The organism is Paenibacillus sp. FSL R5-192 (assembly GCF_000517845.1).
In the GTDB taxonomy this organism is placed as follows: domain Bacteria; phylum Bacillota; class Bacilli; order Paenibacillales; family Paenibacillaceae; genus Paenibacillus; species Paenibacillus amylolyticus.
This window is the reverse complement of the sequence record NZ_ASPR01000014.1, coordinates 370,798-393,190: the sequence shown is the minus strand read 5'-3', so window position 1 is coordinate 393,190 and position 22,393 is coordinate 370,798. Positions and strand designations below refer to the sequence as shown.

The window sequence follows — 22,393 nt, the reverse complement described above, 5'->3', positions numbered from 1 at the left end:
AACCAAATTACATTAATTAAAAGTCTTATTCATGCATAATTTGAGTATAACTATGATAATTGCGTAACTTGCCAGACAACAGGGGTCTTGGAGATCTGCTCCCCCAACCATCGACGGGTGATATTCTGGAACATTCTCGGGTCACCCGTGCAGAAAAATTGATGCACTGGAGTCTCATCCCCACTGGCCAGCTTTCGTTTATCATATAAAATAGTACTGATTTCACGTGCCGTTTCATCTGCTGAACTGATTAACTTCACTTCCTGTCCCATAACTTCCTGAATCGTGTCCATGAGAAAGGGATAATGCGTACAACCCAGAATAAGACAATCAATTGGCTGTTGTTTGATCTCGCCCAATGATTGTTCCACCGTATGTGTCGTGTGCTCGGAACGAAATTCACCTTGTTCCACCAACGGCACCAGCGCCGGACAAGCCTGACTGACCACATCAATATAGGGGGACAACTGCTTGAGTGCCGATGTATAAGCCCCACTACCTATGGTACCTGTGGTACCAATCACACCAATACGTCCTGTACGTGTCGCTGTGATTGCGGCCCGCGCACCCGGATGTATAACACCAATGACAGGCATATTCACCTTGGCACGGATATACTCCAACGCGGCTGCTGTTGCTGTGTTACAGGCGATAACGATAACCTTCGGATCGAATTGGATCAAGAAATCAACGATTTGTTCCGTAAATTGTTTTACTTGTTCGGACGAACGGGGTCCGTACGGTGTCCGGGCAGTATCCCCAAAATAAATGATCTTTTCCCGCGGGAGTTGACGCATCACTTCCTTGGCGACGGTCAATCCCCCCACACCGGAGTCTAATATAGCGATTGCTTGCTGCACGAACACACCGCTTCCTTCTTCATTGAATTGGTTCTCAAAACGATTGTTTCTCAGAGCTTTCTTCCTACCGTATGAACATTCCGGCAAAAAGGTACCTACATCTTACCCGATTTCATCGCAGGGTTCAAATTAAATCCACGCGCTATGTCATCTATGTGTGGACACGCAACAAAGCAGGCTCTCCTCTAAATAGAGGAAAGCCTGCTTATCCTAAGCTTTGCTTAGTTGTCGTCCTTGGACTCATCCGCAGGAAGCTTCGCTACGATGTCAATTCCGGGTTCATCCACTGTTTTATCGATATCGTTATCAACAATGGCTGCCGATATGCGAATTTCTTTCCCTTCAGCGCAATTGCGCCAGGATTGAATATCCTGAATCACGACATCTGCGGTCTCTTTAACTTTGGATACGATCTGCGAACTTTGTTCTCCCACGATACCAGCCAGTTCCTGACCTTTCTCCGATACCTGACGAGCACCTTCTGTAATATCCTGACGAAGTTCACGTCCCGATTTCGGCGCCAGCAATAATGCCGTTACTGAACCAACCACGGAGCCAATAAGAGCTCCCCACAACAAACTTTTGTTAGAATCCTTCACGTCACATCTCTCCCTTTACTATTGTTTAAGTACCGGACTAGAAGCAACGGTCTGTCGCTCAGCCATCCGGGCGAATGCCTACTCTGTTGATGCATTATAAGCAACACAGGCTTGACTTGACACTCCAGATGTTAAAAATAATCTGAACGCCCTTTTTGAATGGATGCAAATGACTTGGCTTAAACTCAGTTCTGACGAGCCGGCTCGAGATCAGCCGCGGCATGCATGCTCATCCCCCGGGTCCAAATCAATCACATATCGTCCAGGTGCAATCAATGCTGCCTGATGTTCACAACGCCAGCGACGTCCACCTGAAGAACCCAGCGTCTGTCCATCTTGCAGAACATCCCCCTGATCAAATATGTAATATGCTGCACCCAGTAAGGTCTGAGCCACCGTATCGGGATCAAGACCGACGAAGTGACACTGGACATCAGGTACACCCAGCGCAGATAATCCCACGGTATCCATGACCAACCCGCGCTGTTCCTCTGTACCTCCGGCTTGATACATTCGAACGTTCATGGCTGCATACAGATGTTCCTCACGTTCCTGAGCTTGCGTATATGCTTCCGGTTCAACCAGCTTATCACTGCCATACCAATACAGCGCATCACAGGTCACACTCTCCATGATTGCCAGTACAGTCTTCTGAAACAGCTCCAGGCGCTGTTTACGAGGCATGGCAGCCGTGAACATATCATGTATCCGAATGGAGTAACGCGCAGCTTCCACAGCTTGTCCCACTTCCGGCCAATGCCATGCTTGTTGCAGAGCACCGCCAAAGCGAGCACGATCTGCGATTTCATTCACAGGAAGCATGCAAGTCTGAGCAGGGATATCCCCTTCCTGGAAGGATACCTTGTGGTCCAGATGATAGAAGACAAGCATCTCATGCTTTTGCCCTCCGCTCTCTTGTTTCACATCCAGTCGGACTTGTCCTGTATGACGGATCATAGCTTCCTGCAAACGCAGGCGATCCACCTCTGGACGTTCCCGGAACAAAAGTTCAACCATATACACCGGATGGAATCCGGAAGGTGTTTCATTTGTTTCGTTACTTTCAGTATTTACTTCATTGAATTCTTTTGATTCATTTGATTCATTTGTCATGCGATTTCCCTCATTCCTTACGCTGTCCCTCGGCTTGTGCCGTATTGAAAGGACCAAGTTCTTTTTCCACGTAGGCGCTAACCTGAGTAGTAAAATGTTCAAGTATACTCGGCAACTCTACGCTAAGTGGATGGAGCTCAGACCGCTCCCAAGTGTAATAATCCTGCACCAGTGGCTTGCGTAACGTGACAAGCTGACGCAATATCTCATAGGTCGGATTATCAAAAACCTTTTCTTCATAATTAATCTGAATAATATCATCATAGCTGCTTGCATCTCTCATGATGAAGCCGTCTATCAGATAACTTCCCACATCGGTAACAATCTCGATCGCTAGGTGAAGACAACGTTCCTGTACCATACCCAGCATGAGACTGCCATCCCAAGCTTCTGCTGCCCCGCGAAGCCCTTTAGCTACTTCCGGTACAGCAGCAAGCCGGCGGGCAATCTGTTCTCTGTTCACATAATACATTCGTTCACTTCCCGTTCAGTGAGTTATCGGTTCCGTTTCCCTCTTCGCTTAAGCCAGAATATCATCACAGGACAAGCGATTAGAAACACAACAAAAATATATAGAAATTCCATAACGTCTCTTAAATCGCTCATGCAGAGTCCCCTTTATCTCAACGTAGTTTGAATGAAAGATCAGATTTCGTAGTCCACTGCAATTGACTGTTCTCTGACTTCGTTCATGTACTTGATAACTTCCTGATGAAGCGGGTGTACCTGATACGCCTGGAGATCCTCCAGTGACGCAAACTCCGCTGTGAGTGAAATGTCGAACGATCTCTCCGAGCGAAGCACATCAATCCCGATTTCAAGTGAAACCAGGACATCAATTTTACCTTCCAGATTGCGAAGCACCTGGGCTGCAGCTTCAATGCTTTCTGCTGAGCGATCTTTCATTTTGAACAGGACAATATGTTTTATCATCTGGGCAAACACCTCGTTTAATATAATAGTAGAAATGAATGAATTTTCATGTATCCAAAATATATCATAACGTTCTCTATTACGAAAGGATACTTGGAAACGTTCTCTTGATAAGAAAAACTAATCCGAACCGTTTCCTTTCGATTCGGATTTCTTTTGAGATCCATCCTCTGTCTGTTTCACGGAGTCATCCTGCAAAGTTTGTCCTGTTTCAGCCTGCTGTTTGATGTTGTCCGGGGTTTGCTGCGGTTTGGACCATTCACGATTCGTCAGATACTCCTGATCCTCCTGTTTCTTCAACACTGCAATGGCCTGTCTGAGCTTTGCAGGCAATGGAAGACCGATTTTGGCATAATTCTCGGTAATCGAAATGAGTTCATTCACCAGATAGAAATAAATAGCTCCGCCTTTGATAAAATCGGTTCCCATGATCAGATCAATTCGATGAGCAAGCAAAACAACGGTCAGCATGAGCCCTTTGCGGGCAATCCCCCAGAATCCAATGTTGCTATTCAAGCCGGTACCTGTTCTTACCGCCGCTGCCAAACCTGTTATATAATCCACAGCCATCGCGACCGCGAGCAGGCTCAGCAATTGATCCCATCCGCCAAAAGCAAACGTAACAAATGCTCCCGAGATGACAGCAAAGGTATTCACAGATAGATGCACGTTCCTCACCTCTCCTTTACACTTGAGTATCATACAATATATGTAAAAGTAAGAGATTTGACAGGTCACATGTCATGCTGAACATGCGGATTTATCATTTCAGATTTGTGCACATCCTCTTCACAACAGGGGAACGAAAATCACATGCTTTTGGGGAATTCAGGGAAATAAACCGCATCATATCAACAAAAAACAGATAAAAGTTCTTTAGACCTAGTAATAAGTAATTAGAACTATATTATTTTTATTCCTGTCCAATTTCTCCCCTCATTTTTAGTGAAACATTGTAATCTAGGAATATACTAGGATGTGAATTGCGCATGGTCTAGTTCGTAGTTCCCTCTTTATCGTGAATTGACGCATTGACGCATTTGTAACCGGTAATCCCGGCACTTGAAAGTACCCCGTTGTTTATTGTAGTATTTGGTTAAAAAAAATCGGAGGAAATATGCCTAATCAACCAGAACAACATTCCATCCAGGCGTGGTCTCTGATCAACCGTAAATACTTGGGAAAAGGCGTCCGTGTTAAACGATTCCGAAAACCGACACGCTGTCAAATCCGCAATCGTGTTCTTCTTGCCGTGCTGATGGCCAATGATATCAAGTTGTCCCAGCTTGCTGAAGACCTCTCCATCTCTTCACGCAGTGTCAGTGCGTGGGTATATGAAGGACGGATACCCGGCAGTACCAATTTGGACAAGACTTGCCAATTACTCGGCTACCCGCGTCATATTCTCTTCAATGAAGAAGTTGTGCGTAATAGCCCTGTCATATGTCAACCCGAGTCATCTCGCTTCATGAAGCGTACGGTGACCCGTTCTCCGGTTAGTAACCGTATTTTGACAGGCTTGTGTATGGTCCATGATCTGTCGGTGACAGATGTCAGCCACTGGATCGGGGTTCATCCCGGCACTTTCCGCAAATGGCTGCATCAGGGAACACTGCCTTCTGCTGCATTTCAGGAACAAGCGGAGCAATTTTTCCGTATCCCGAAAACTATTTTGTTCGCAGATGTCATCTTGAAAGATCGTCGCAACAACTAAATAAGCGAACAGCCAAAAGGCTCTGATCTCCCCATAGGGAGGCCAGAGCCTTTTTTAAAATAAATGCATGCCTTCTCTCTCGGACTTAAAGCACTGTTCTGGCTATTCCATCAGAAATGTCAGATAACCTACCCTTTTTCGTCTTTTGCTCCCAAGGAGAGCCATCACAGCCCGCTAAAAGCGAAGTTAATGCATTTCATCAGGACCATTCTCTCCAAAGGTCATCCTAACCTCGTGTTTAACACTTCATTGATATATCTCAAACCGGTATATCGAGGACGAAGTGTATGCGCTGTGTTGAATGCATGTTCCACCATCTCCGGGGTTACACCGAGTTGCTCAGTAGTCACAGGTCCACCTACTTGTTCCAACCATGCGATGAGCTGAGAAGCCTCCGGCAATTGATCATATATCCCAAACACTGGTTCACCCGATGTCTGTGCAAGTTCTTTATATTTTACTGTAAGCAATGCACATGCTACACCAACTTTGGCACCATGCAGAACCGGTCTTTCTCCCGCTTGCATCAGATCCATCTCCAAAATATGGGACAGATGATGCTCACCTCCGGATGCCGGACGGGAATGGTCAATGATCAGCATGGAGATACCGGAAACAATTAATGCGTCCATTAATACAGCTACTCCTTCTGCTCGCCCCTCCGCAATCGCTTGTACATGATCTATGCAGGTATGCAGCGCTTCTTCTGTCATCCGATAAGCAACCGGACAGAACGGTTCCCCGCCCAGATCACGAGAAACAATCCAATCTGCAAGGGAAGTATATTTGCCAAGCATATCTCCGAATCCGGCAGCCGTCATCACTTGGGGAGCTTGCTCCAGGATATTCATATCAGCAAAAATGGCTTCAGGCGGAACAGCCTGAAATGTCTGTTTGATTCCGCTTACAATTAAGGGTGCACCCGCAGAGGTAAAGCCATCTACTGAAGCCGCTGTCGGTATCGACAGAAAGGGCTTATTCATTTTGGAACAAACAAATCTCACCAGATCATGAATGGTACCTGAACCCACCGCAATCACAGCCTGACTTTCGAGTCTCACACCCAACATGACCTGTACAATAGCTGCTTCATCCGCAATGATATCCCCCGTGCGATTCTCCGGTAGAGCGATCTCATCCACATGCATTCCCGCTTCGCGAATACTACTCAGCACATCAGATCCGGCGGCCCGAAACGTATGTCGATCATAAACAACCGTCACCTGACGATATCCTTGCTCAGACAAATAACCCGGTAACCTCTGAATGGCACCAGCTTCCAGATGTATCAGCATATCCACCACTCTGTGTTGATGACCGCAAGCACACTGCTGTGCTTCCTCATTCCATGCTGCAATTCGTTCGTTCATATTCATTCGCTCTTACCCTCCCATATGAGATATCATGCATAATTAACGGGTTAAAACCACAAGATAAAAAAGGAAATAAAATGTGATGATTTTCCTGATCACACTTTACTGCCTGTACCCAATATTTGCAAATCCATATCTCACATTTCCAAGTAGGTGAAGCAATGAAATTAACGAAAGAATTAGGAATTTCGCTCGGATTTCTCGCCGGAACCACTTTTGGCAGCGGTATCGCTTTTTTGTTTCGTCTCCAGTCGGTTGAAGTGGTTGCCAGTGTAACGCTATTTGGTATTGCAGGAGCCATTGCCGGGATCATCACGGCAGTCATTCTGCGCCAGCGGCAACATTAGCATTGGCATGCTGGTAGCAAAATGTAGGCTTCACACGAATGATCCACAAAATAAAAAAAGGTTCGTGAATTGCCCTAGAGCAACTCACGAACCTTTTTTGTTAGATGCGGTCGAGAGGACTCGAACCTCCACGGGGGTTAGCCCACACGGACCTGAACCGTGCGCGTCTGCCAATTCCGCCACGACCGCATAATATGTATCTCCTCATCCATCGATGAAAAGCGTTCCGGTGAAACAATTCCTTGTTTTACCATAATTCAGAGTATACATGCTCCAAAATAAAAATGCAACTTCTTTTTTTATTCATTCACGAAAAGGACATATGTCCTTTTTTCTCAACTTCAAACACCCTATCGTAGCATTAAACAACAAATATACCATCCATAAGAATGCAAAAATGAAGGAGAGATCCACCTTGAAAACAACCCATCTGTGCTTTATCGGTGCCGGGTTTCATGCATCCACGAATATTTATCCTTCTGTTGTTGAAGCCGGAGCGCAGATCCAGGCCATTGCCACACGCAGTATGGAACGCTCTGAAGCAGCTCTGCTGCGATTTGGCAGCAACGGACAAGCGTATGACAATGCTCAGCTTATGTTACTGCAGGAAACTTGTGACGGTGTCGTTGTGGTCGCCCAGCCTGTAGATCAGACCGCTCTTGTTCTCGAATGCATTCGGGCTGGCAAGAATGTATACGTGGATAAGCCGCTCGGATGGAACGCAGCGGAAGCCGCCACTGTAGCAGAAGCTGCCGAGCAGGCTGGCGTCGTTGTCATGGTTGGTTTTATGAAACGTTATGCCCCCATATACATGAAGCTGAAGGAGCTAATTGATAGTGGTTCGCTAGGTAAGGTACGTTCATTCCAGATGAAATTCGCTGTAGACAGTACCCCATTTTGCAAGGATGAGGAACAGTTCATGAAGCTCGCTGCCATTCATATGGTTGATCTGATGCGTTACTTATTCGGAGAAGCAATACGAGTTACAGGCACAACCGTGAAGGATGGGGAACACATTAATCAAAGCATTTCCCTTGTATTTGAAAATAACGTAGTAGGTAGCGCTTATTTTACCGGCATGAATGCTTGGTCACGGGAGAGTGAAAGTGTACTCGTCACCTTTGACAACGGATTTGCGTCAGCTGAAGAGATCAACACACTTACTGTTCATCAATCCCGAAGCTCGACCAGCCTTCCCTGGAAATCTCTCGAGGAGCAAGATACTGTATATGCACCTTCCGGATCTCCCATGTCCGGAGCTTATCGGGACCTTTATCTACGCGGATTTGTTGGTGAAATGGCGCACTTCATCGCGTGTTGCCAGAATCAGACTGTCCCACATTCCAGTGCCAAGGATAATATTGCAACGATGGCTCTATGTGACTCCATTCTATCGTCACTGAAGTAGCGTATATACGCTCATCATCATATTTTATACATCCAGCGAAGAGCCTGAAACCCGGGCTCTTTTTTTATCTTAGAGACATCAACACATCTGCCTTCGACTATAATTAGGGTTTATAATCCGCATCATAAGTGATATGCTCTTTCATGAACTATACGTACGTTATGTAATATAACCACCCAAATAGATACTATAGAAAATCACCGGAAAGTGGAGGTGTACTTATAATGAAAAAGGACGCGACCAAGCTATGTCCCGCGCCATACGGCTGTTCCGTGGAAGTTACCCTCAGTGTGATCGGAGGCAAATGGAAAGGTGCCATTTTGTATCATTTATTCTCTGGTCCTTTGAGATTTAACGAGATCCGAAAATTGTTTCCTGACATTACCCAGCGTATGCTCACCCTGCAACTTCGAGAGTTGGAAAGCAGCGGAATTGTTCATCGTGAAATATACCCCCAGATCCCACCTAAAGTGGAGTATTCCCTCACACCATTTGGTGAAACGTTACGCCCGATTATCTTCAGCATGCGAGATTGGGGAGAAACCTATACAAATGAGGTTCTGGCCAGATCCTCACAAGAGATATAGTACACAAAAGAAGCTGTCCCTAGTTTTTAGGGAACAGCTTCTTTGCTTGCTTATTTAATAACCGATTGGATCGTAACCGTACGGTTACGTCCCTCTTCCTTCGCTTGATACAATGCATTATCCGCCAAGTGAAACAGTTCTGTGGATGTTGTGGAGTGCTTCGGATATTCAGCAATTCCAGCCGAGATGGTGACGGAACGATCTATAGGCAATACGCTTTCTTCGACCGTTATTCGGATACGTTCAGCAATCTCAAAAGCGACGTTAGACTCGGAATTTCTTAACAAGACTACAAATTCCTCTCCACCAAACCGGGCGCAGACATCTTCTGGTCGAACAGACAATTGAATGATATTGGCAATGTGTTTTAATACTTCATCCCCAGCATGATGCCCGAAAGTATCATTAATGGACTTGAAGCGGTCAATATCCAGAACAATAATGGAGAACGGTACCTCATCCTGAATCCATTCCTGAATGACTTCTTCGAAGGTTCTGCGATTGTTCATGCCTGTTAAAACATCTGTTCTGGCATCATAGACAAGCTGGTTTGTCTGTTTCCTAAAGTTCGCCAAGGCGCCAACAACTGCTCTTGTTAGAAGGTCTGCCTCTCTATTCCAGTGAGGTTTCATCACAGGCAGATCTACTTGTCCCTTATCGACCTGATTCACCAAATCAGCCAGCATAGCAAAAGGACTGGCCAGCTTGCGTGCAACCCGAACCACAATAAGGGTCAGGATCAGGAAAGGCACTGAGGTGTACAGCAACAACATACGGATATGATGATTCAACTGATCGTACACCGTTTGGGTTGGAGACACGATTACGACGCCCCAACCTGTTGATGGAACTTTGTAATAACCTGCAAGCGAATCCACACCTGCCAGGTTTTTGTATTGTTCTTTACCGTTCTTGTTTACTAGCAGCTTTTGCACCACTTCATTTTTACTGACATTTTCACCAATTCGGTTGGTGTTAGGGTGAAATAACAAAGTGCCCTTCTTATCCACAATAAAAAAGTAGGACCCATTACTTGTCTTGAGCTGACTGCCAAAAGACAGACTCAATATATTATTTTCCTGTAAAAAGATATTTCCACCAATCGTTCCTTGGTACTCCCCTGCCGAATCAAAGATTGGTTCACTGACAAATACAATTCTGCGTTTGGTTCTGGGTGTCTGGTACGCTTCGGAGATATACGAAGTCCTCAAGCTAACCGCTTCTTTTGCTGCATTGGAACTAACATGGTGACCTACGCTAGCCTGTGAGTAAGGTGAGGTAGACCTAACTACTCCCGCTTTATCTACCAAAGAAACGGAATTGAAAAAATTACTGCTATTGCGAACCAAATCCAATGTGGAATTCAACTCTTTTGTATTGGAGTGATCCATATCCGGGAAATAATTGGCTGCATATTTCAAGCTCTCCTGCATGGAATAAAAAAGCGAATCCAGCGTTTGGCTCATTTGCACAGCGCTTGCATAGTTTAGGGACAGGGTGTTATCAATGAGTGACTGTTTCTGAGATGTATAAGATGAGATGACCATGAGGGTCAATGTCATTATAACTGAAATAGTGACCAACCCGCCGAGTAAAGCCGTGAGGCTGATCTTCTTGATGTTTTTTATTTTTCTTCGTAATCTTCTAGATCTCTTGATCTGTGCAATCATCGTTTACTTCCCCCGGATTTTCATGAAAAAGCATATTCCTTCTATCTTATACGAAAGTTGTTAAGATCAAATAAAGAGACTGAGAAATCTTAACAATTACATCGTAAGATTGACGATTTAATGACATTTTACTTTCCCTGGAAGAATCACTGTTCAGGATCGTCCTAATCGACAATGATATATCCTTCTTCTGGCTCTTGTTCAACAAACCCTGCCATCTGACGAACCTGAAATTCGATCGGGTGATGACTACCCATTAAAATGCGATTTTGAACTTCATCCGCTGTTTCTGTAGGTAATGCGAATGCACGTGTATAGGCAAACTGTGCCTGAAGTGTCGTATAGATCGCATTGACAAGCAGATCGTTGCCCGCACGCCCAAACACATTAAGGATGACAGCTCCGTCCGAGTCCAGCTTGTCCTTGACCACGGCAAAAAAATCACTGGATATAAACTGCTCGGGTGTACCCGTTGCCGTAAAGGCATCAATAATAATATAATCATATGACGCAGCAGGTTCCTGGCCCAATAATTCACGACCATCCCCAATGAGCACAGGGCTTCCCTCATAACCAAAAAAGGTCCGGCTCAACTCCACGACCTCTGCGTCAAGCTCAGCCACCTTTACCTGACGATGAGACAAGTAGGTTGGCAATGTGCCAATACCATGTCCCACCACAAATACGGTATCAAACTCAGGATCATTCCGTTCCATTAGATGCACTATCGCTCTCGGATACTCCAACACCATCCGGTTAGGCTCATCCAGATCCATGGCTCCCTGCACAGCTGCGTTGGAGAATTCTAATACACGAAACTGGCCCTTCTCTCCATAAAGCTTTTTGGTATCATATACCGTCAGCTCATGCTGTTCACTTTTATTCCGATACAGAACTCTCACTAACCGTTCTCCCTTCAATCTATTGCACACATTCGACATATACCTTCATTCTATTACACGGGATGACAACATACCACCCTATACTTTAAAGATCATAGTACAACAAAAAACCGTTCCGACTCATTCGGAAACGGCCTTTTGATGAACCATTTAACACTTCTAAGACCCTATGGCCTCATGCAGAGCCTGGACATATGCTACACCCAGATTAGAGAGAGAAGTGCTCTTGTGGCTTATCCACCCTACATTAATGGATTCCTCACATTCCAGCGGTACAGGAATTATCTCGTCTCCGTTCAGATCAGCGCTAAGTACACCTGTAGAAATCGTATAACCATTCAGACCAATCAACAGGTTAAACAATGTTGCGCGGTCATTGACCTGTATGCTTTTGGGGTGAGATAACGTACTCAGAATCTCTTCGGAAAAGTGAAAGGAATTGTACTCTCCCTGATCAAATGACAAGTACGGATAATCCTGCAGTTGCTCGATTGCAACCGACTCCTGCTTCGCCAGCGGGTTCTTCACACTGATAAAGATATGAGGCTTGGCTGTGAACAAACTCGTGAAAACCAATCCCGCATCTTTTAACAATTTGTTAATCACCTTGGCATTGAACTCATTCAAATACAGGATGCCAATTTCACTGCGCAGGCTTTTCACGTCCTGAATAATCTCGTAGGTCTTTGTCTCCCGAAGCGCCAACTCGTATTCATCCTGACCATACTGCTGTACCAGACGAACAAAGGCATTCACTGCAAACGCATAATGCTGCGTCGATACAGAGAAGTGCTGCGGGGATGGCTTGGCGTTCAGATAACGATTCTCCAGCAATTCAGCTTGTTCTACCACCTGACGTGCATAACTCAGAAACTCAACGCCTTCTTTAGACAGAGATATTCCCTTATTGGTACGTTCAAAAATAGTAATTCGCAACTCCTGCTCCAGATCCCGAATGGCATTCGAAAGGCTGGGTTGCGAGATAAACAACCTTTTGGCTGCTTCATTCATGGAACCGCGCGTGGCCACTTCGATCACATATTTTAGTTGTTGTAATGTCACTGCACTATTCCTCTTTTCGTATCAATTGAATCTATTATATACCAAAAGAGGATCCGAACTTAAGCCATGCTTGCTGTCGGTCTCACTACAATCTCATTTACGTCCACCTCTGCCGGCTGGCTAATGGCATACAAGATACTTTGCGCAATCGCCGAGGCAGGAATCGATATGCGCCGATACTCTTTCATGAGATCACGTGCTTCTTCATCAGAAATCGTATCCGCGAGTTCCGATTCCGTCACGCCCGGTGATACAAGGGTTACACGGATATCTCCGCCTACTTCCTGTCGCAACCCCTCCGAGATGGCGCGGACCGCATATTTGGTTGCACAATACACCGCTGCCGTTGGTGACACGGCATAGGCTCCAATAGAGGCGATATTAATAAACTGGCCGAAACCCTGCTTTTTCATGACGGGTAGTCCAGCTACAATGCCATGCAGAACCCCACGAATGTTAACATCTATCATGCGATTCCACTCATCTACTTTTAACGATTCAAGGGGAGATAGCGGCATAACTCCAGCGTTATTTAAAATAACATCGATACGTCCATAGCGAGTTTGAGCGAGGTCAACGATGGTTTGCATCTCTTCCAATCTGGTAACATCCAGCGAATGATACTCCACCGATCCGCCCTCCAAACGAATGGAGGAGGCCAATGCCTCCAAACGTTCCATACGTCTAGCTCCAATAACTACATGTGCTCCATGCTGTGCAAGCAATCGAGCTGTTGACTCGCCAATTCCACTACTCGCACCGGTAATGACAACCACTTTCCCTTTTACATTGGACATATTTTAATCGCTCCTTATTTAGTTGTTATTGTACATTTTCTCTATACAAAACCATGCCTGCATGGTACAAAACGCCGTCCCTGAAGTCTCCATCCGCTGTAAATCCCGTATCATCCACGTACTCTATATGTTTCCCATGAACAACATAGCGACCCTGATATGCACTTTGCCGATCTCCTCTCGCTTCATCATATCTACCGCAAGGAAGAAGTTCATGTCTGATATATCCATCCTTCGTGACCCACATCCCCACATACGGGTGTTTTGATTCTTGTTGGTCGCCCATTGAATTGCGCTCCATTGTTTCTCACTCCTTTCTGCTTCAAAAGATTCCGTGGCTTCTCTCCATTATGTAAAGGATCAACCTTTGTACGATAGAAAAATCCCGCAGTATTCTTGCCTATTCCTCCAGAGCATTTTAAAATAATAGTAATCGTGCTTTACAAGGGGGACTGCAATTCATGCTTATCAAAACAAATGAAACGGATACGAGCATCACGGAGCAGCAGCAACAATTGGCTCAGCTTATTGAGCATTTCACCCCAAGTGACGGGATACATCCAACAGCAATTCCATCCCTTGCCTTAATCCGTGCCTCCGAGATCTCACAACCCATATATTCCGTTTATCAGCCTTCCCTCTGCATTGTCGCCCAAGGTTCCAAATTAGTTATACTCGGCCGAGAGAGCTACACCTACAACCTGTCACAATATTTGGTAGCTTCCGTAAACTTGCCTATTTCAGGACAGGTTGTACAGGCTACAACCGAACATCCCTATCTATGTATTCGACTGGATTTTGATTCAGGGCAGATTTTCGATCTGATTCACGATACCCCTTCTGCTCAACCCAAACCTGACCATTCAACACAAAGAGGATTGTTTGTTAGCTCAACCAAACCTTCCCTTCTTGAAGCCGTGATCCGATTGGTTCGGCTGCTGGATACACCTGAAGACATTCCTGTCCTTGCCCCTATGTTTATCCGCGAAATTCTATATCGTATTATCCAGGATGAACATGGACACTCCATCAAGCAGTTTGCTATTCAGGACAGTCATGCACAGCACATCGCCGAGGTGATCGAAGTCATCCAATCCGATTACGCTAAGCCACTTCGGATTGAGCAACTTGCTGCCATGATCAACATGAGTTCTTCCTCATTACATCATCATTTCAAAGCCATTACCGCCATGAGTCCTTTGCAATTCCAGAAACAAATTCGATTGCATGAAGCCCGGCGAATGTTGCTAGCAGGTTCAACCGATGCCGCCGACGCTGCGTTCCAGGTTGGCTATGAAAGTCCGTCTCAATTCAGCCGGGAGTATGCACGCATGTATGGTCTCCCTCCCAAAAGCGATATCAAACGACTTCGTCATACACTCGATATTAAAAACTAGAAACAACAAAAAGACCCGCGTCATCATGACGTGGGTTTTCAGATTCAAATAGGCAGCAGCGCCATCAAGAGAATAGGTTCTGTTTTTCAAAAACAGATATCTGGTTCTCCCCGGTAATAGGACATTCATCAGGATACATACTTCGTTTCTCCAACTTCTCGTCGATAAAATCAACCACCTGCTGTAGCGAAGCAATCTGTGCTTCAACTTTCTTCCGGTGATTCACCAGCATCTCCCGTTCATCCGGGAAATCGGCGAGATCGGAATCCATGGACATTTGTAAATAAGGCTTCATTTCTTCCAGAGACATTCCTGTTTTTTTCAGGCAAGTGATCAACTTCATCGTATGGATATCCTCCGAGCGATATACCCGATGGCGATTGGCTTTGCGTTCCGCTCGGGGAAGCAGCCCAATCTTCTCATAATAACGAATTGTATCTTCTGATAATCCGGCCTGTTCTGACGTTTCTTTAATGGAGAACACTTCATTCTCACTCATCATATGGGCCTCCTCCACATTCATTTCTCTCCATATTACAACTTGGAGCTGACTCCAAGTCAAGCATGATCCTTTCCACCCCAACACCCCTTGACTTGGAGTCGACTCCAAGTTATAGAATGAGCGCAGCATACAGATTCGTTCTGTAATCCCATTCTATCTGGAGGTATATATGAATATACAAAATCAGCTTCGCACCGCTCTCATCACAGGTTCAACGTCAGGAATTGGTCTTGAACTGACACGCAGGTTACTCGCTGAGAGATGGCAGGTAATCGGTCTCAACCGTTCTGCTTTCCCATCCGAGGATACCGATATTCAGAACGCCTTACGTTCAGGCCAGCTCCGTTGGGTTCAGGCTAACCTGACCAACTATGACAGTCTGAGAACTGCACTGGATCAGATTAAATCCGATACCGATTCGATTGATGTCTTGTTTAACAATGCCGGGGGTAGCGCTGCCGAACTTCGTTTCTCTGATCAGGGGCATGAACTGCACTTTGAACTTCAGACGATAGTCCCTTACATCATCTACATGGAATTAGTTGAGCTATTACTCAAAGGACAGATGAAAACAGTTATTAATACTTCCACCACCTCGTTCAATATGGTCAGACAATTTGATATGAACATCCTGGAACGTCCAGCCGAATTCAAAAAGCTGTTTGGTCCTTATGCCACCTCGAAGCTCGGCTTATCCCTATGGACACGCGAGGTTGCCAAGTCTGCCAGTGCGGATGGCATACAATTACTAAGCGTAGATCCCGGTGGAAATAACACGCTAAGGGGCAACAAAACATCCGGCCTGCCCTTCTATATCAAACCTATCATGAAATGGTTCTTTCCTCATCCAAGCCATGGCGCTTCGCTGCTCTACAATGCGGCCTTATCCCCAGCCAGACACGAATCCGGTGCGTTCCTGGTTAAAAATAAAGCGGCAGCGCTTCGCTTCACAGAGCAAGGCCCTGCTGTTTTAAAGCGGGTAAACGAGATCTACGAGCAGCGTTTTCGTACAACGAAGTCTGGAAAGACCACAATCACCCCATCTTAATCATGATGGATGGTGAGCAGTAAACATAACAGAAAAACACGCCATAGCGGCGTGTTTTTAGGTTTATAGGCTTTATGGTTTTTTTCCTTGTTAGATAAAGACACTCAACAATAACACCATGCCAAAGGCGGCAAATCCGAGAATGGTCTCCATGACCGTCCATGTCTTAAGTGTCTGCGGCACAGACAGATTCAAATACTCTTTGACAATCCAGAATCCCGAATCATTCACATGGGACAAAATAATTGAACCTGCTCCCGTTGCGAGCACCAGCAACTCCGGACTTACCCCCGGCATCGTCATAGCGATTGGAGCCACAATGCCCGCCGCTGTTGTCATAGCAACCGTAGCTGAACCTACCGCCGCACGAATCAATCCGGCAATAACAAAGGCCAGCACGAGTGGCGACAGATGCGCACTTTGGGCAAAACCCGCTATCGCGTCACCTACACCGCTGTCTGTCAGGATACGGTTGAATCCGCCTCCTGCACCGATCAGCAAGATAATGGAAGCAACTGGGCCCAAGCAATCATTTGTATATTTCAATATCTGCTGTTTGCTGAAACCACGTGCATATCCAAAAGAATAAAAGGAAAAGAGCAAAGCGAGCAGCAGTGCAATAATCGGACTACCGATGAAATCAACGACCTGACGGAATCCGTTTGTCTCTGGTAAAATCAGATCCACAATCGTAGCGAGCAACATCAGAATCACCGGAAGCAAGATCGTAAAGAGGGTGATGCCGAAACCAGGCAGTTCCCGATCTTTGGTCTCAGTGAACTGTTCCATTAGCTCACTTGAAGTCTCGACTTTGATCCGCTTGGAAATCCATGTTCCATAGAGCGGACCTGCAATTGCTGCGGCTGGAAGGGATACAATCAGAGCCAGGAATATTGTTTTACCAACATCGGCATTGAAGATTCCTACCGCGAGCATCGCCGCCGGATGAGGCGGAATCAGACTGTGTACCACGGCAAGACCCGCGACAAGTGAAAGTCCGATTTTGATCAGCGACGTCCCTGTATGCTTCGCAATAACAAATACCAGCGGGAAGAGTAGCACGATCCCAACCTGGATAAATACCGGAATACCACAGATCAGTGCAACAACCATCATCGCCCAGTGTACATTCTTCTCACCGAAGACACGAACGAGTGTCTGGGCTATTCGTTCGGCCCCACCAGACTCGGCCATGAGTTTCCCGAGCATCGTTCCAAGTCCCAGAACAATCGCGATGAATCCGAGAACGCTTGCAACACCTTCCTGATAAGACTTCACGATATCCGTGAACGGCATACCCGAGATCAATCCCATAAAGACAGCGCCCACGATTAGGGCAACAAATGGATTCATTTTAAATTTGGCAATTAACAGAATCAATCCAAGAATGGATATCAGTGCGTAGAGCAGCAGACTTGCATCATGACTAAGACCGAATACGGAATACATCCGAATAGCCTCCCCCAAGTTGTTATGTTGTGTCAGCACGCAGAATTACACTGGCCCAAACGACCTGAACACTGCGCACCTTCGTATTAAGCTTAAGCTTCGATCTTCTCTACCGTCTCCAGTAGCGCACGTTCCCCGCCAACATTCCCTGGAAACACGATATATGGGATACCACTGAATTTGGCTTCTTCCCCTGTCAACCATACCGGAATGCCCGCAGCCACTTGACCGAGCACCCTTGCTTTGCGTATGGCCAGACCTTTTGTTGCCACATCACTGGATGTAATGCCACCTTTGGCAATAATGAACTTCGGTACGACTTCAAGAGATTGCACAATCTCGACCAACGCGGACGATACCGTCTGACTGATCTTGAAATTGCCCTCATGTCCTTCTACGGTGATGAGCTTACGGCTGCTGTATACAACAACATTGTTGCCCTCCGCAAGCTGTCTGTTCGCTTCACCAATCACACGTCGAATTTCTTCCGTATATCCATCCGGCGTTAATACACGCTCCACATCGATCTCCAGACTGATGATGCCCGGAAACGTAAGCAGTTGTTCCAGTTGACGAGTCGTCTTCTGCACATAGGAACCAACAACAACGATTCCGCCATGTTGTTCCTGTCCGCTTGCGATCAGCTGTTCTTTCGGCAGAAATGCCTGATCCGAGATGCCTGCATACGATTTGACAAAGGAGGCCGCCGTCCGGAAAATATAAGCTTTCCCCTCATCCTCTGCTTGCAGCAAAGCCAGAGAAAGTACATCCATATCTGCATAAGAGAGCGCATTCACGATAATCGGTACATTGTCTTCGGCTTTCAGCAAAATCACTTTGACTGCATCGACTCCTTGACGGATTTCCTCCAGTGAAATGGTAAGACAGCGACTAGCCTTAATACAGCCTGAAGTCTTCTCCTCTACCCACGATGGCAGATCTCCATGCTCATACCCAAATACTTTATCCTTGGCAAATTCCGTCTCATGAACTGGAATCAACTGTTCGCCCTCAACCATATAATGCGTGTTGCCTATCGTAACCCGTCCTGCCTCGAAAAAGGCCGGAATGATCAGTTGTCCGTCATATGCACGTCCGCTGACACGCGCCACTTCTTCGGCTAGCACATCCGTCTCCAGCGGATAATAACCACGTAGCATGGAGTCACTACGACTCACAAAGGTGAAACTCGTTCCTTCCTCTGCTGCAACCTCTTGCACATTGCGGGCAATCTCCCGATTAATACGTTCCGCTGTATCTGCATCCCGCCCTCGTGTATTGGTCAGAATATAGAATAACGATTCAGAGGATCGAAACGCCTCCTGCAACAGTGGCTTGTCCCACTGTGTCAACACATCAATATCATGAACCGTCTGTACACCGGTTGGGTCATCATCCAGCACGATAATTTTGCGAGCCCTCGCATCCTGCAATTGCCTAATCTGTCCTTGCACTCCTTCAGAAGAGTTGTCCGTCCGAAGAGCTGCGGGGATATCCGATAACGTCTGATAGGTCATGTCTCTCCACCTCATATCTATATCTATTAACATTCTTTTTTCTTTTTTTAATTTTTTATTAGACCCGATTCACTTCTACACCTGCGAGTTTCTCAAAATACTGAACGATTCCGCCATGGTCATCTGCGGCTTTACCATCAATCTTCAGTGCATGGAAAATCTCCAGCAACTGACTGCTGAGCGGTAAAGGAACACCGATATCATGCGCCGTTTCCATCACATTGGTCATGTCTTTGAGATTAATATCAATGCGTCCCCCAGCGACAAAGTTACGATCCAGAATGAGTGGAACTTTTGCATCCAGTACCGCACTTCCAGCAAGGCCACTACGGATTGCCTGATACATCTTCTCTACATCAATGCCAGCCTTGGCTGCAAATACAAGCGCTTCGGACATGGCGGCAATATTCAGGTTCACGATAATCTGATTCGCCAGCTTGGCTGTTGCACCTGAACCATTATCCCCCACTCGCGTTACATCCTGTCCGACCACTTGCAGAACCTCTTTCACAGATTCGAAAATCATTTCATTGCCACCCACCATGATGGCGAGTGTACCATCTATAGCTTTGGGTTCCCCACCACTTACGGGCGCATCCAACATATGCAAGCCTGATTTGGATACAAGCTGAGCCAGCTCTTTGGAAACGACCGGCGAGATTGAGCTCATGTCGATAATGATACTTCCCGTATTGGCTCCTGCCAGCACACCTTGTTCGCCCGTTATAACGGTGCGGACATGCTCTGAGTTGGGCAGCATCGTGAAGATGACATCACTATGCTCAGCCACCTCTTTCGGAGATGCTGCGCCTCGCGCTCCTGCATCAGCCAATGACATCACAGCCGTTTGATTAATATCGTATACGCTTACATCATATCCCGCCCGGATCAGGTTCAATGACATAGGACGTCCCATAATACCGAGTCCAATAAATCCAATTCGTTTCTTCATCTTGCAATCCCTCCAGCCTAAATTCTTCGCTTTTCACTCTTGTAATCGCTATCATTCCTGTTCACATTCGTTATTGTACACAACATTTTAATTTTTGTATACAATTTTATTATTTATGTATCCGAAAATTAAAATTTGGTTTTTAATCTTGTTGTTTATTGCCTTCTTTTTCGCTAAAGTAAAGGGAGAGGTGAAATACAATGCAACCAAGTACGGACAAGTCCCGTCCAGCTTATCAGCAGGCCTATGAAGTTCTGCGGGACATGATTTTGCAAGGCACCCTTTCTCCGGGAACCAAACTTGTGGAAGAGAAGCTGGCGACCGATCTGAATGTAAGCCGGACTCCGATCCGAGAATCCATCCGCCGGCTGGAACAGGAAGGATTAGTCGTGAACAAACGGGTCGTCAAGCTAACCGAGACCGATCTAAGAAATACGTTTGAATTACGGAAGTTACTGGAGGGACATGCGGCTCAATCTGCAGCTGCCTTCTTATCCGCCCAGGAAGTGGCGGCTCTTGAGCATTGCGTTCAAGTGGGACATACCGGAAGCAAAGAAGAGATTATGGAAGCCAATAAAGAGTTTCACGAAATCATCATGCGCGCGAGTAATAACGCATTGATGATTGATCTCTTCGACAAAATGCAATCCGTCATTTATCTATTCCGTCAGACGGTTGTGTATTATCAGCGCCCCTTCCTCATTGAAGAGCATCATCAGATCTGTGAAGCGATCAAGGCACATGACGGGCAGACTGCCGAACGACTGATGAAAGAGCATCTGCAATCCGATCTGGAATTCTGCCTTCATTTGATTCGATAACCGGATTCATGGATTGTTCGACTTTCTCACATCCGTATAAAGACGTGACCGCATGCGGTCACGTCTTTTTTTGTCGTTTGTCCCTCATATTATCCAGGCCCTGATTCATAGGTGTAAACATAACGATACAATGTCGCGTGTGACATGTTATTGAATCTGGAGGGATCACTCAATGACTAAAGGACAGCAACCTAACGAAAAATCATTTATTATCCCGCAACCCATTCGCAGTGATGGCGCTGGTGGACCTGATCTGGGACCCAGAGACGTCATGAGAGATATACAAAACCCCGATATACTGGTACCTCCGGCAACCGATAATGGGTTATTGCCCAATCTGAGAATGTCTTTTTCCGATACCCATATGCAATTGAACCATGGGGGTTGGTCACGTGAAATCACCGTACGGGATCTCCCTATTGCCACTACACTGGCAGGTGTGAACATGAGCCTGACACCGGGAGGTGTAAGGGAATTGCACTGGCATCAGCAATCCGAGTGGGCCTATATGATCTGGGGAACGGCAAGAATTACTTCGGTAGATCAGAATGGACGTAATTTTATTGCGGATGTCGGGCCTGGCGATCTCTGGTTTTTCCCCAAAGGTCTACCCCATTCCATTCAGGGACTGGAGGATGGTTGTGAATTTCTGCTTGTGTTTGATGACGGGTCCTTCTCCGATCTGAATACGTTATCCATATCCGATTGGTTTGCCCATACCCCACCAGAGGTATTGTCTGTCAATTTCGGCGTGCCCGAATCCGCTTTTCAGTCAATGCCGAAGGAACAGGTCTACATTTTCCAAGATACCGTCCCGGGTTCCATCGAGAGCCAAGAAGTTCAGTCGCCATATGGTAGCGTTCCTCTCACATTCAAACACCGATTGCTGGCCCAGGAACCACTCATTACCCCCGGCGGAAGCGTCCGGATTGTCGACTCCACCAACTTCCCCATCTCAACTACCGTTGCAGCCGCACTTGTTGAGATCCGACCTGGCGCCATGCGTGAACTGCACTGGCATCCCAATGCAGATGAATGGCAATACTATCTGACAGGACAAGGGAGAATGACTGTCTTTGGAGGCAATGGCATTGCTCGCACATTTGACTATCGGGCTGGAGATGTCGGATATGTTCCTGTCGCAATGGGACACTATATACAAAATACCGGCACAGACACTTTATGGTTTTTGGAAATATTCCGAAGTGATCGATTCGAGGATGTATCGCTGAATCAGTGGATGGCGTTAACCCCGCAGGATCTGGTCCGTGACAATCTGAATGCGCCGCCTGAGTTGCTCAATGCCTTGCGTAAAGTAAAATGGCCTGTCGTTTAATTTAGT

The 22,393-nt window shown here is 46.2% G+C and carries 23 protein-coding genes, 1 tRNA gene and 1 pseudogene; 8 read left to right on the top strand and 17 right to left on the bottom strand.

Annotation, left to right across the window (positions count from 1 at the left end):
* Positions 1 to 50: 50 nt before the first annotated feature.
* The 6 genes and pseudogenes from racE to C161_RS10105 form a co-directional block, all read right to left on the bottom strand.
* On the bottom strand, positions 51 to 860 hold the full coding sequence (gene racE / locus C161_RS10130; protein WP_036610949.1) for a glutamate racemase: 810 nt from the start codon (positions 858 to 860) through the stop codon (positions 51 to 53).
* Positions 861 to 1,081: 221 nt separating this feature from the next.
* Positions 1,082 to 1,459 (bottom strand): YtxH domain-containing protein, encoded by a 378-nt coding sequence (locus C161_RS10125; protein ID WP_017689426.1) that lies wholly within the window; start codon positions 1,457 to 1,459, stop codon positions 1,082 to 1,084.
* Between the two features lie 210 nt (positions 1,460 to 1,669).
* The gene (locus tag C161_RS10120) at positions 1,670 to 2,572 is read right to left on the bottom strand and encodes a DUF4261 domain-containing protein (RefSeq protein WP_036670080.1); all 903 of its coding nucleotides are present in this window, start codon (positions 2,570 to 2,572) and stop codon (positions 1,670 to 1,672) included.
* Positions 2,573 to 2,582: 10 nt separating this feature from the next.
* Entirely contained in the window at positions 2,583 to 3,044 is a 462-nt protein-coding gene (locus C161_RS10115) for a DUF86 domain-containing protein (RefSeq protein ID WP_036609731.1), read from the bottom strand.
* A gap of 173 nt (positions 3,045 to 3,217) precedes the next feature.
* Complete coding sequence (locus C161_RS10110) at positions 3,218 to 3,505, bottom strand: Dabb family protein (protein ID WP_017689429.1); 288 nt, start codon at positions 3,503 to 3,505, stop codon at positions 3,218 to 3,220.
* A gap of 285 nt (positions 3,506 to 3,790) precedes the next feature.
* Positions 3,791 to 4,174, bottom strand: a pseudogene (locus tag C161_RS10105) (phage holin family protein); the annotation flags it as partial.
* A gap of 448 nt (positions 4,175 to 4,622) precedes the next feature.
* Here C161_RS10105 and C161_RS10100 point away from each other — a divergent pair.
* Positions 4,623 to 5,219: a helix-turn-helix domain-containing protein gene (locus C161_RS10100; protein WP_017689431.1), complete on the top strand. Its 597-nt coding sequence runs from the start codon at positions 4,623 to 4,625 to the stop codon at positions 5,217 to 5,219.
* A gap of 221 nt (positions 5,220 to 5,440) precedes the next feature.
* Here C161_RS10100 and C161_RS10095 read toward each other — a convergent pair whose 3' ends face one another.
* Positions 5,441 to 6,595, bottom strand: coding sequence for a sn-glycerol-1-phosphate dehydrogenase (locus tag C161_RS10095; protein WP_051449683.1), 1,155 nt, complete (start codon positions 6,593 to 6,595; stop codon positions 5,441 to 5,443).
* Between the two features lie 158 nt (positions 6,596 to 6,753).
* Between C161_RS10095 and C161_RS10090 the strand changes: the two genes are divergently transcribed.
* Positions 6,754 to 6,939 (top strand): hypothetical protein, encoded by a 186-nt coding sequence (locus C161_RS10090; protein ID WP_036609735.1) that lies wholly within the window; start codon positions 6,754 to 6,756, stop codon positions 6,937 to 6,939.
* A 105-nt stretch (positions 6,940 to 7,044) separates the two neighbouring features.
* Here the strand turns inward: C161_RS10090 and C161_RS10085 are convergent.
* Positions 7,045 to 7,128: transfer RNA gene (locus C161_RS10085), tRNA-Leu, on the bottom strand.
* A gap of 226 nt (positions 7,129 to 7,354) precedes the next feature.
* Here C161_RS10085 and C161_RS10080 point away from each other — a divergent pair.
* Positions 7,355 to 8,347, top strand: coding sequence for a Gfo/Idh/MocA family protein (locus C161_RS10080; protein ID WP_036670077.1), 993 nt, complete (start codon positions 7,355 to 7,357; stop codon positions 8,345 to 8,347).
* A 224-nt stretch (positions 8,348 to 8,571) separates the two neighbouring features.
* Complete coding sequence (locus C161_RS10075) at positions 8,572 to 8,934, top strand: winged helix-turn-helix transcriptional regulator (RefSeq protein WP_036670076.1); 363 nt, start codon at positions 8,572 to 8,574, stop codon at positions 8,932 to 8,934.
* 50 nt (positions 8,935 to 8,984) lie between these two features.
* Here C161_RS10075 and C161_RS10070 read toward each other — a convergent pair whose 3' ends face one another.
* The 5 genes from C161_RS10070 to C161_RS10050 form a co-directional block, all read right to left on the bottom strand.
* A complete protein-coding gene (locus C161_RS10070) occupies positions 8,985 to 10,496 on the bottom strand; it encodes a sensor domain-containing diguanylate cyclase (protein WP_327196779.1) in 1,512 nt (503 codons plus the stop codon).
* A gap of 272 nt (positions 10,497 to 10,768) precedes the next feature.
* Complete coding sequence (locus C161_RS10065) at positions 10,769 to 11,506, bottom strand: spermidine synthase (RefSeq protein ID WP_036670073.1); 738 nt, start codon at positions 11,504 to 11,506, stop codon at positions 10,769 to 10,771.
* A gap of 159 nt (positions 11,507 to 11,665) precedes the next feature.
* Positions 11,666 to 12,568 (bottom strand): LysR family transcriptional regulator, encoded by a 903-nt coding sequence (locus C161_RS10060; protein WP_017689438.1) that lies wholly within the window; start codon positions 12,566 to 12,568, stop codon positions 11,666 to 11,668.
* A 59-nt stretch (positions 12,569 to 12,627) separates the two neighbouring features.
* Positions 12,628 to 13,365 (bottom strand): SDR family oxidoreductase, encoded by a 738-nt coding sequence (locus C161_RS10055; protein WP_036670070.1) that lies wholly within the window; start codon positions 13,363 to 13,365, stop codon positions 12,628 to 12,630.
* 25 nt (positions 13,366 to 13,390) lie between these two features.
* Positions 13,391 to 13,666 (bottom strand): Atu4866 domain-containing protein, encoded by a 276-nt coding sequence (locus C161_RS10050; RefSeq protein ID WP_200869416.1) that lies wholly within the window; start codon positions 13,664 to 13,666, stop codon positions 13,391 to 13,393.
* A gap of 160 nt (positions 13,667 to 13,826) precedes the next feature.
* Here C161_RS10050 and C161_RS10045 point away from each other — a divergent pair, with 160 nt between their 5' ends.
* The gene (locus C161_RS10045) at positions 13,827 to 14,762 is read left to right on the top strand and encodes an AraC family transcriptional regulator (protein WP_051449681.1); all 936 of its coding nucleotides are present in this window, start codon (positions 13,827 to 13,829) and stop codon (positions 14,760 to 14,762) included.
* 64 nt (positions 14,763 to 14,826) lie between these two features.
* On the opposite strand, the gene C161_RS10040 is transcribed toward C161_RS10045, so the two are convergent.
* The gene (locus C161_RS10040; RefSeq protein WP_051449680.1) at positions 14,827 to 15,264 is read right to left on the bottom strand and encodes a MerR family transcriptional regulator; all 438 of its coding nucleotides are present in this window, start codon (positions 15,262 to 15,264) and stop codon (positions 14,827 to 14,829) included.
* A 169-nt stretch (positions 15,265 to 15,433) separates the two neighbouring features.
* Between C161_RS10040 and C161_RS10035 the strand changes: the two genes are divergently transcribed.
* Complete coding sequence (locus tag C161_RS10035) at positions 15,434 to 16,312, top strand: SDR family NAD(P)-dependent oxidoreductase (protein WP_036670064.1); 879 nt, start codon at positions 15,434 to 15,436, stop codon at positions 16,310 to 16,312.
* A gap of 90 nt (positions 16,313 to 16,402) precedes the next feature.
* Here the strand turns inward: C161_RS10035 and C161_RS10030 are convergent, their stop codons facing one another.
* The 3 genes from C161_RS10030 to garR all read right to left on the bottom strand — a co-directional run bounded on the left by C161_RS10030 (position 16,403) and on the right by garR (position 20,230).
* Positions 16,403 to 17,761: a GntP family permease gene (locus C161_RS10030; protein ID WP_036609749.1), complete on the bottom strand. Its 1,359-nt coding sequence runs from the start codon at positions 17,759 to 17,761 to the stop codon at positions 16,403 to 16,405.
* 92 nt (positions 17,762 to 17,853) lie between these two features.
* Positions 17,854 to 19,278, bottom strand: a complete 1,425-nt coding sequence (locus tag C161_RS10025) for a four-carbon acid sugar kinase family protein (RefSeq protein WP_036670062.1) — start codon at positions 19,276 to 19,278, stop codon at positions 17,854 to 17,856.
* A gap of 58 nt (positions 19,279 to 19,336) precedes the next feature.
* Positions 19,337 to 20,230 (bottom strand): 2-hydroxy-3-oxopropionate reductase, encoded by an 894-nt coding sequence (garR, locus tag C161_RS10020; protein WP_036670060.1) that lies wholly within the window; start codon positions 20,228 to 20,230, stop codon positions 19,337 to 19,339.
* Positions 20,231 to 20,430: 200 nt separating this feature from the next.
* Between garR and C161_RS10015 the strand changes: the two genes are divergently transcribed.
* Positions 20,431 to 21,051, top strand: a complete 621-nt coding sequence (locus tag C161_RS10015) for a GntR family transcriptional regulator (protein ID WP_036670058.1) — start codon at positions 20,431 to 20,433, stop codon at positions 21,049 to 21,051.
* A gap of 172 nt (positions 21,052 to 21,223) precedes the next feature.
* Positions 21,224 to 22,387 (top strand): oxalate decarboxylase family bicupin, encoded by a 1,164-nt coding sequence (locus tag C161_RS10010; protein WP_036670055.1) that lies wholly within the window; start codon positions 21,224 to 21,226, stop codon positions 22,385 to 22,387.
* Positions 22,388 to 22,393: the final 6 nt, after the last annotated feature.

Coding starts and splice junctions, on each gene's coding strand:
- C161_RS10010 (WP_036670055.1), top strand. CDS start 21,224: ATGACTAAAGGACAGCAACCTAACGAAAAATCATTTATTATCCCGCAA.
- C161_RS10115 (WP_036609731.1), bottom strand. CDS start 3,044: ATGTATTATGTGAACAGAGAACAGATTGCCCGCCGGCTTGCTGCTGTA.
- C161_RS10075 (WP_036670076.1), top strand. CDS start 8,572: ATGAAAAAGGACGCGACCAAGCTATGTCCCGCGCCATACGGCTGTTCC.
- C161_RS10095 (WP_051449683.1), bottom strand. CDS start 6,595: ATGAATATGAACGAACGAATTGCAGCATGGAATGAGGAAGCACAGCAG.
- C161_RS10025 (WP_036670062.1), bottom strand. CDS start 19,278: ATGACCTATCAGACGTTATCGGATATCCCCGCAGCTCTTCGGACGGAC.
- C161_RS10120 (WP_036670080.1), bottom strand. CDS start 2,572: ATGACAAATGAATCAAATGAATCAAAAGAATTCAATGAAGTAAATACT.
- C161_RS10050 (WP_200869416.1), bottom strand. CDS start 13,666: ATGGAGCGCAATTCAATGGGCGACCAACAAGAATCAAAACACCCGTAT.
- C161_RS10015 (WP_036670058.1), top strand. CDS start 20,431: ATGCAACCAAGTACGGACAAGTCCCGTCCAGCTTATCAGCAGGCCTAT.
- C161_RS10030 (WP_036609749.1), bottom strand. CDS start 17,761: ATGTATTCCGTATTCGGTCTTAGTCATGATGCAAGTCTGCTGCTCTAC.
- C161_RS10110 (WP_017689429.1), bottom strand. CDS start 3,505: ATGATAAAACATATTGTCCTGTTCAAAATGAAAGATCGCTCAGCAGAA.
- C161_RS10070 (WP_327196779.1), bottom strand. CDS start 10,496: ATGACATTGACCCTCATGGTCATCTCATCTTATACATCTCAGAAACAG.
- C161_RS10040 (WP_051449680.1), bottom strand. CDS start 15,264: ATGATGAGTGAGAATGAAGTGTTCTCCATTAAAGAAACGTCAGAACAG.
- C161_RS10035 (WP_036670064.1), top strand. CDS start 15,434: ATGAATATACAAAATCAGCTTCGCACCGCTCTCATCACAGGTTCAACG.
- C161_RS10055 (WP_036670070.1), bottom strand. CDS start 13,365: ATGTCCAATGTAAAAGGGAAAGTGGTTGTCATTACCGGTGCGAGTAGT.
- C161_RS10045 (WP_051449681.1), top strand. CDS start 13,827: ATGCTTATCAAAACAAATGAAACGGATACGAGCATCACGGAGCAGCAG.
- garR (WP_036670060.1), bottom strand. CDS start 20,230: ATGAAGAAACGAATTGGATTTATTGGACTCGGTATTATGGGACGTCCT.
- C161_RS10100 (WP_017689431.1), top strand. CDS start 4,623: ATGCCTAATCAACCAGAACAACATTCCATCCAGGCGTGGTCTCTGATC.
- C161_RS10090 (WP_036609735.1), top strand. CDS start 6,754: ATGAAATTAACGAAAGAATTAGGAATTTCGCTCGGATTTCTCGCCGGA.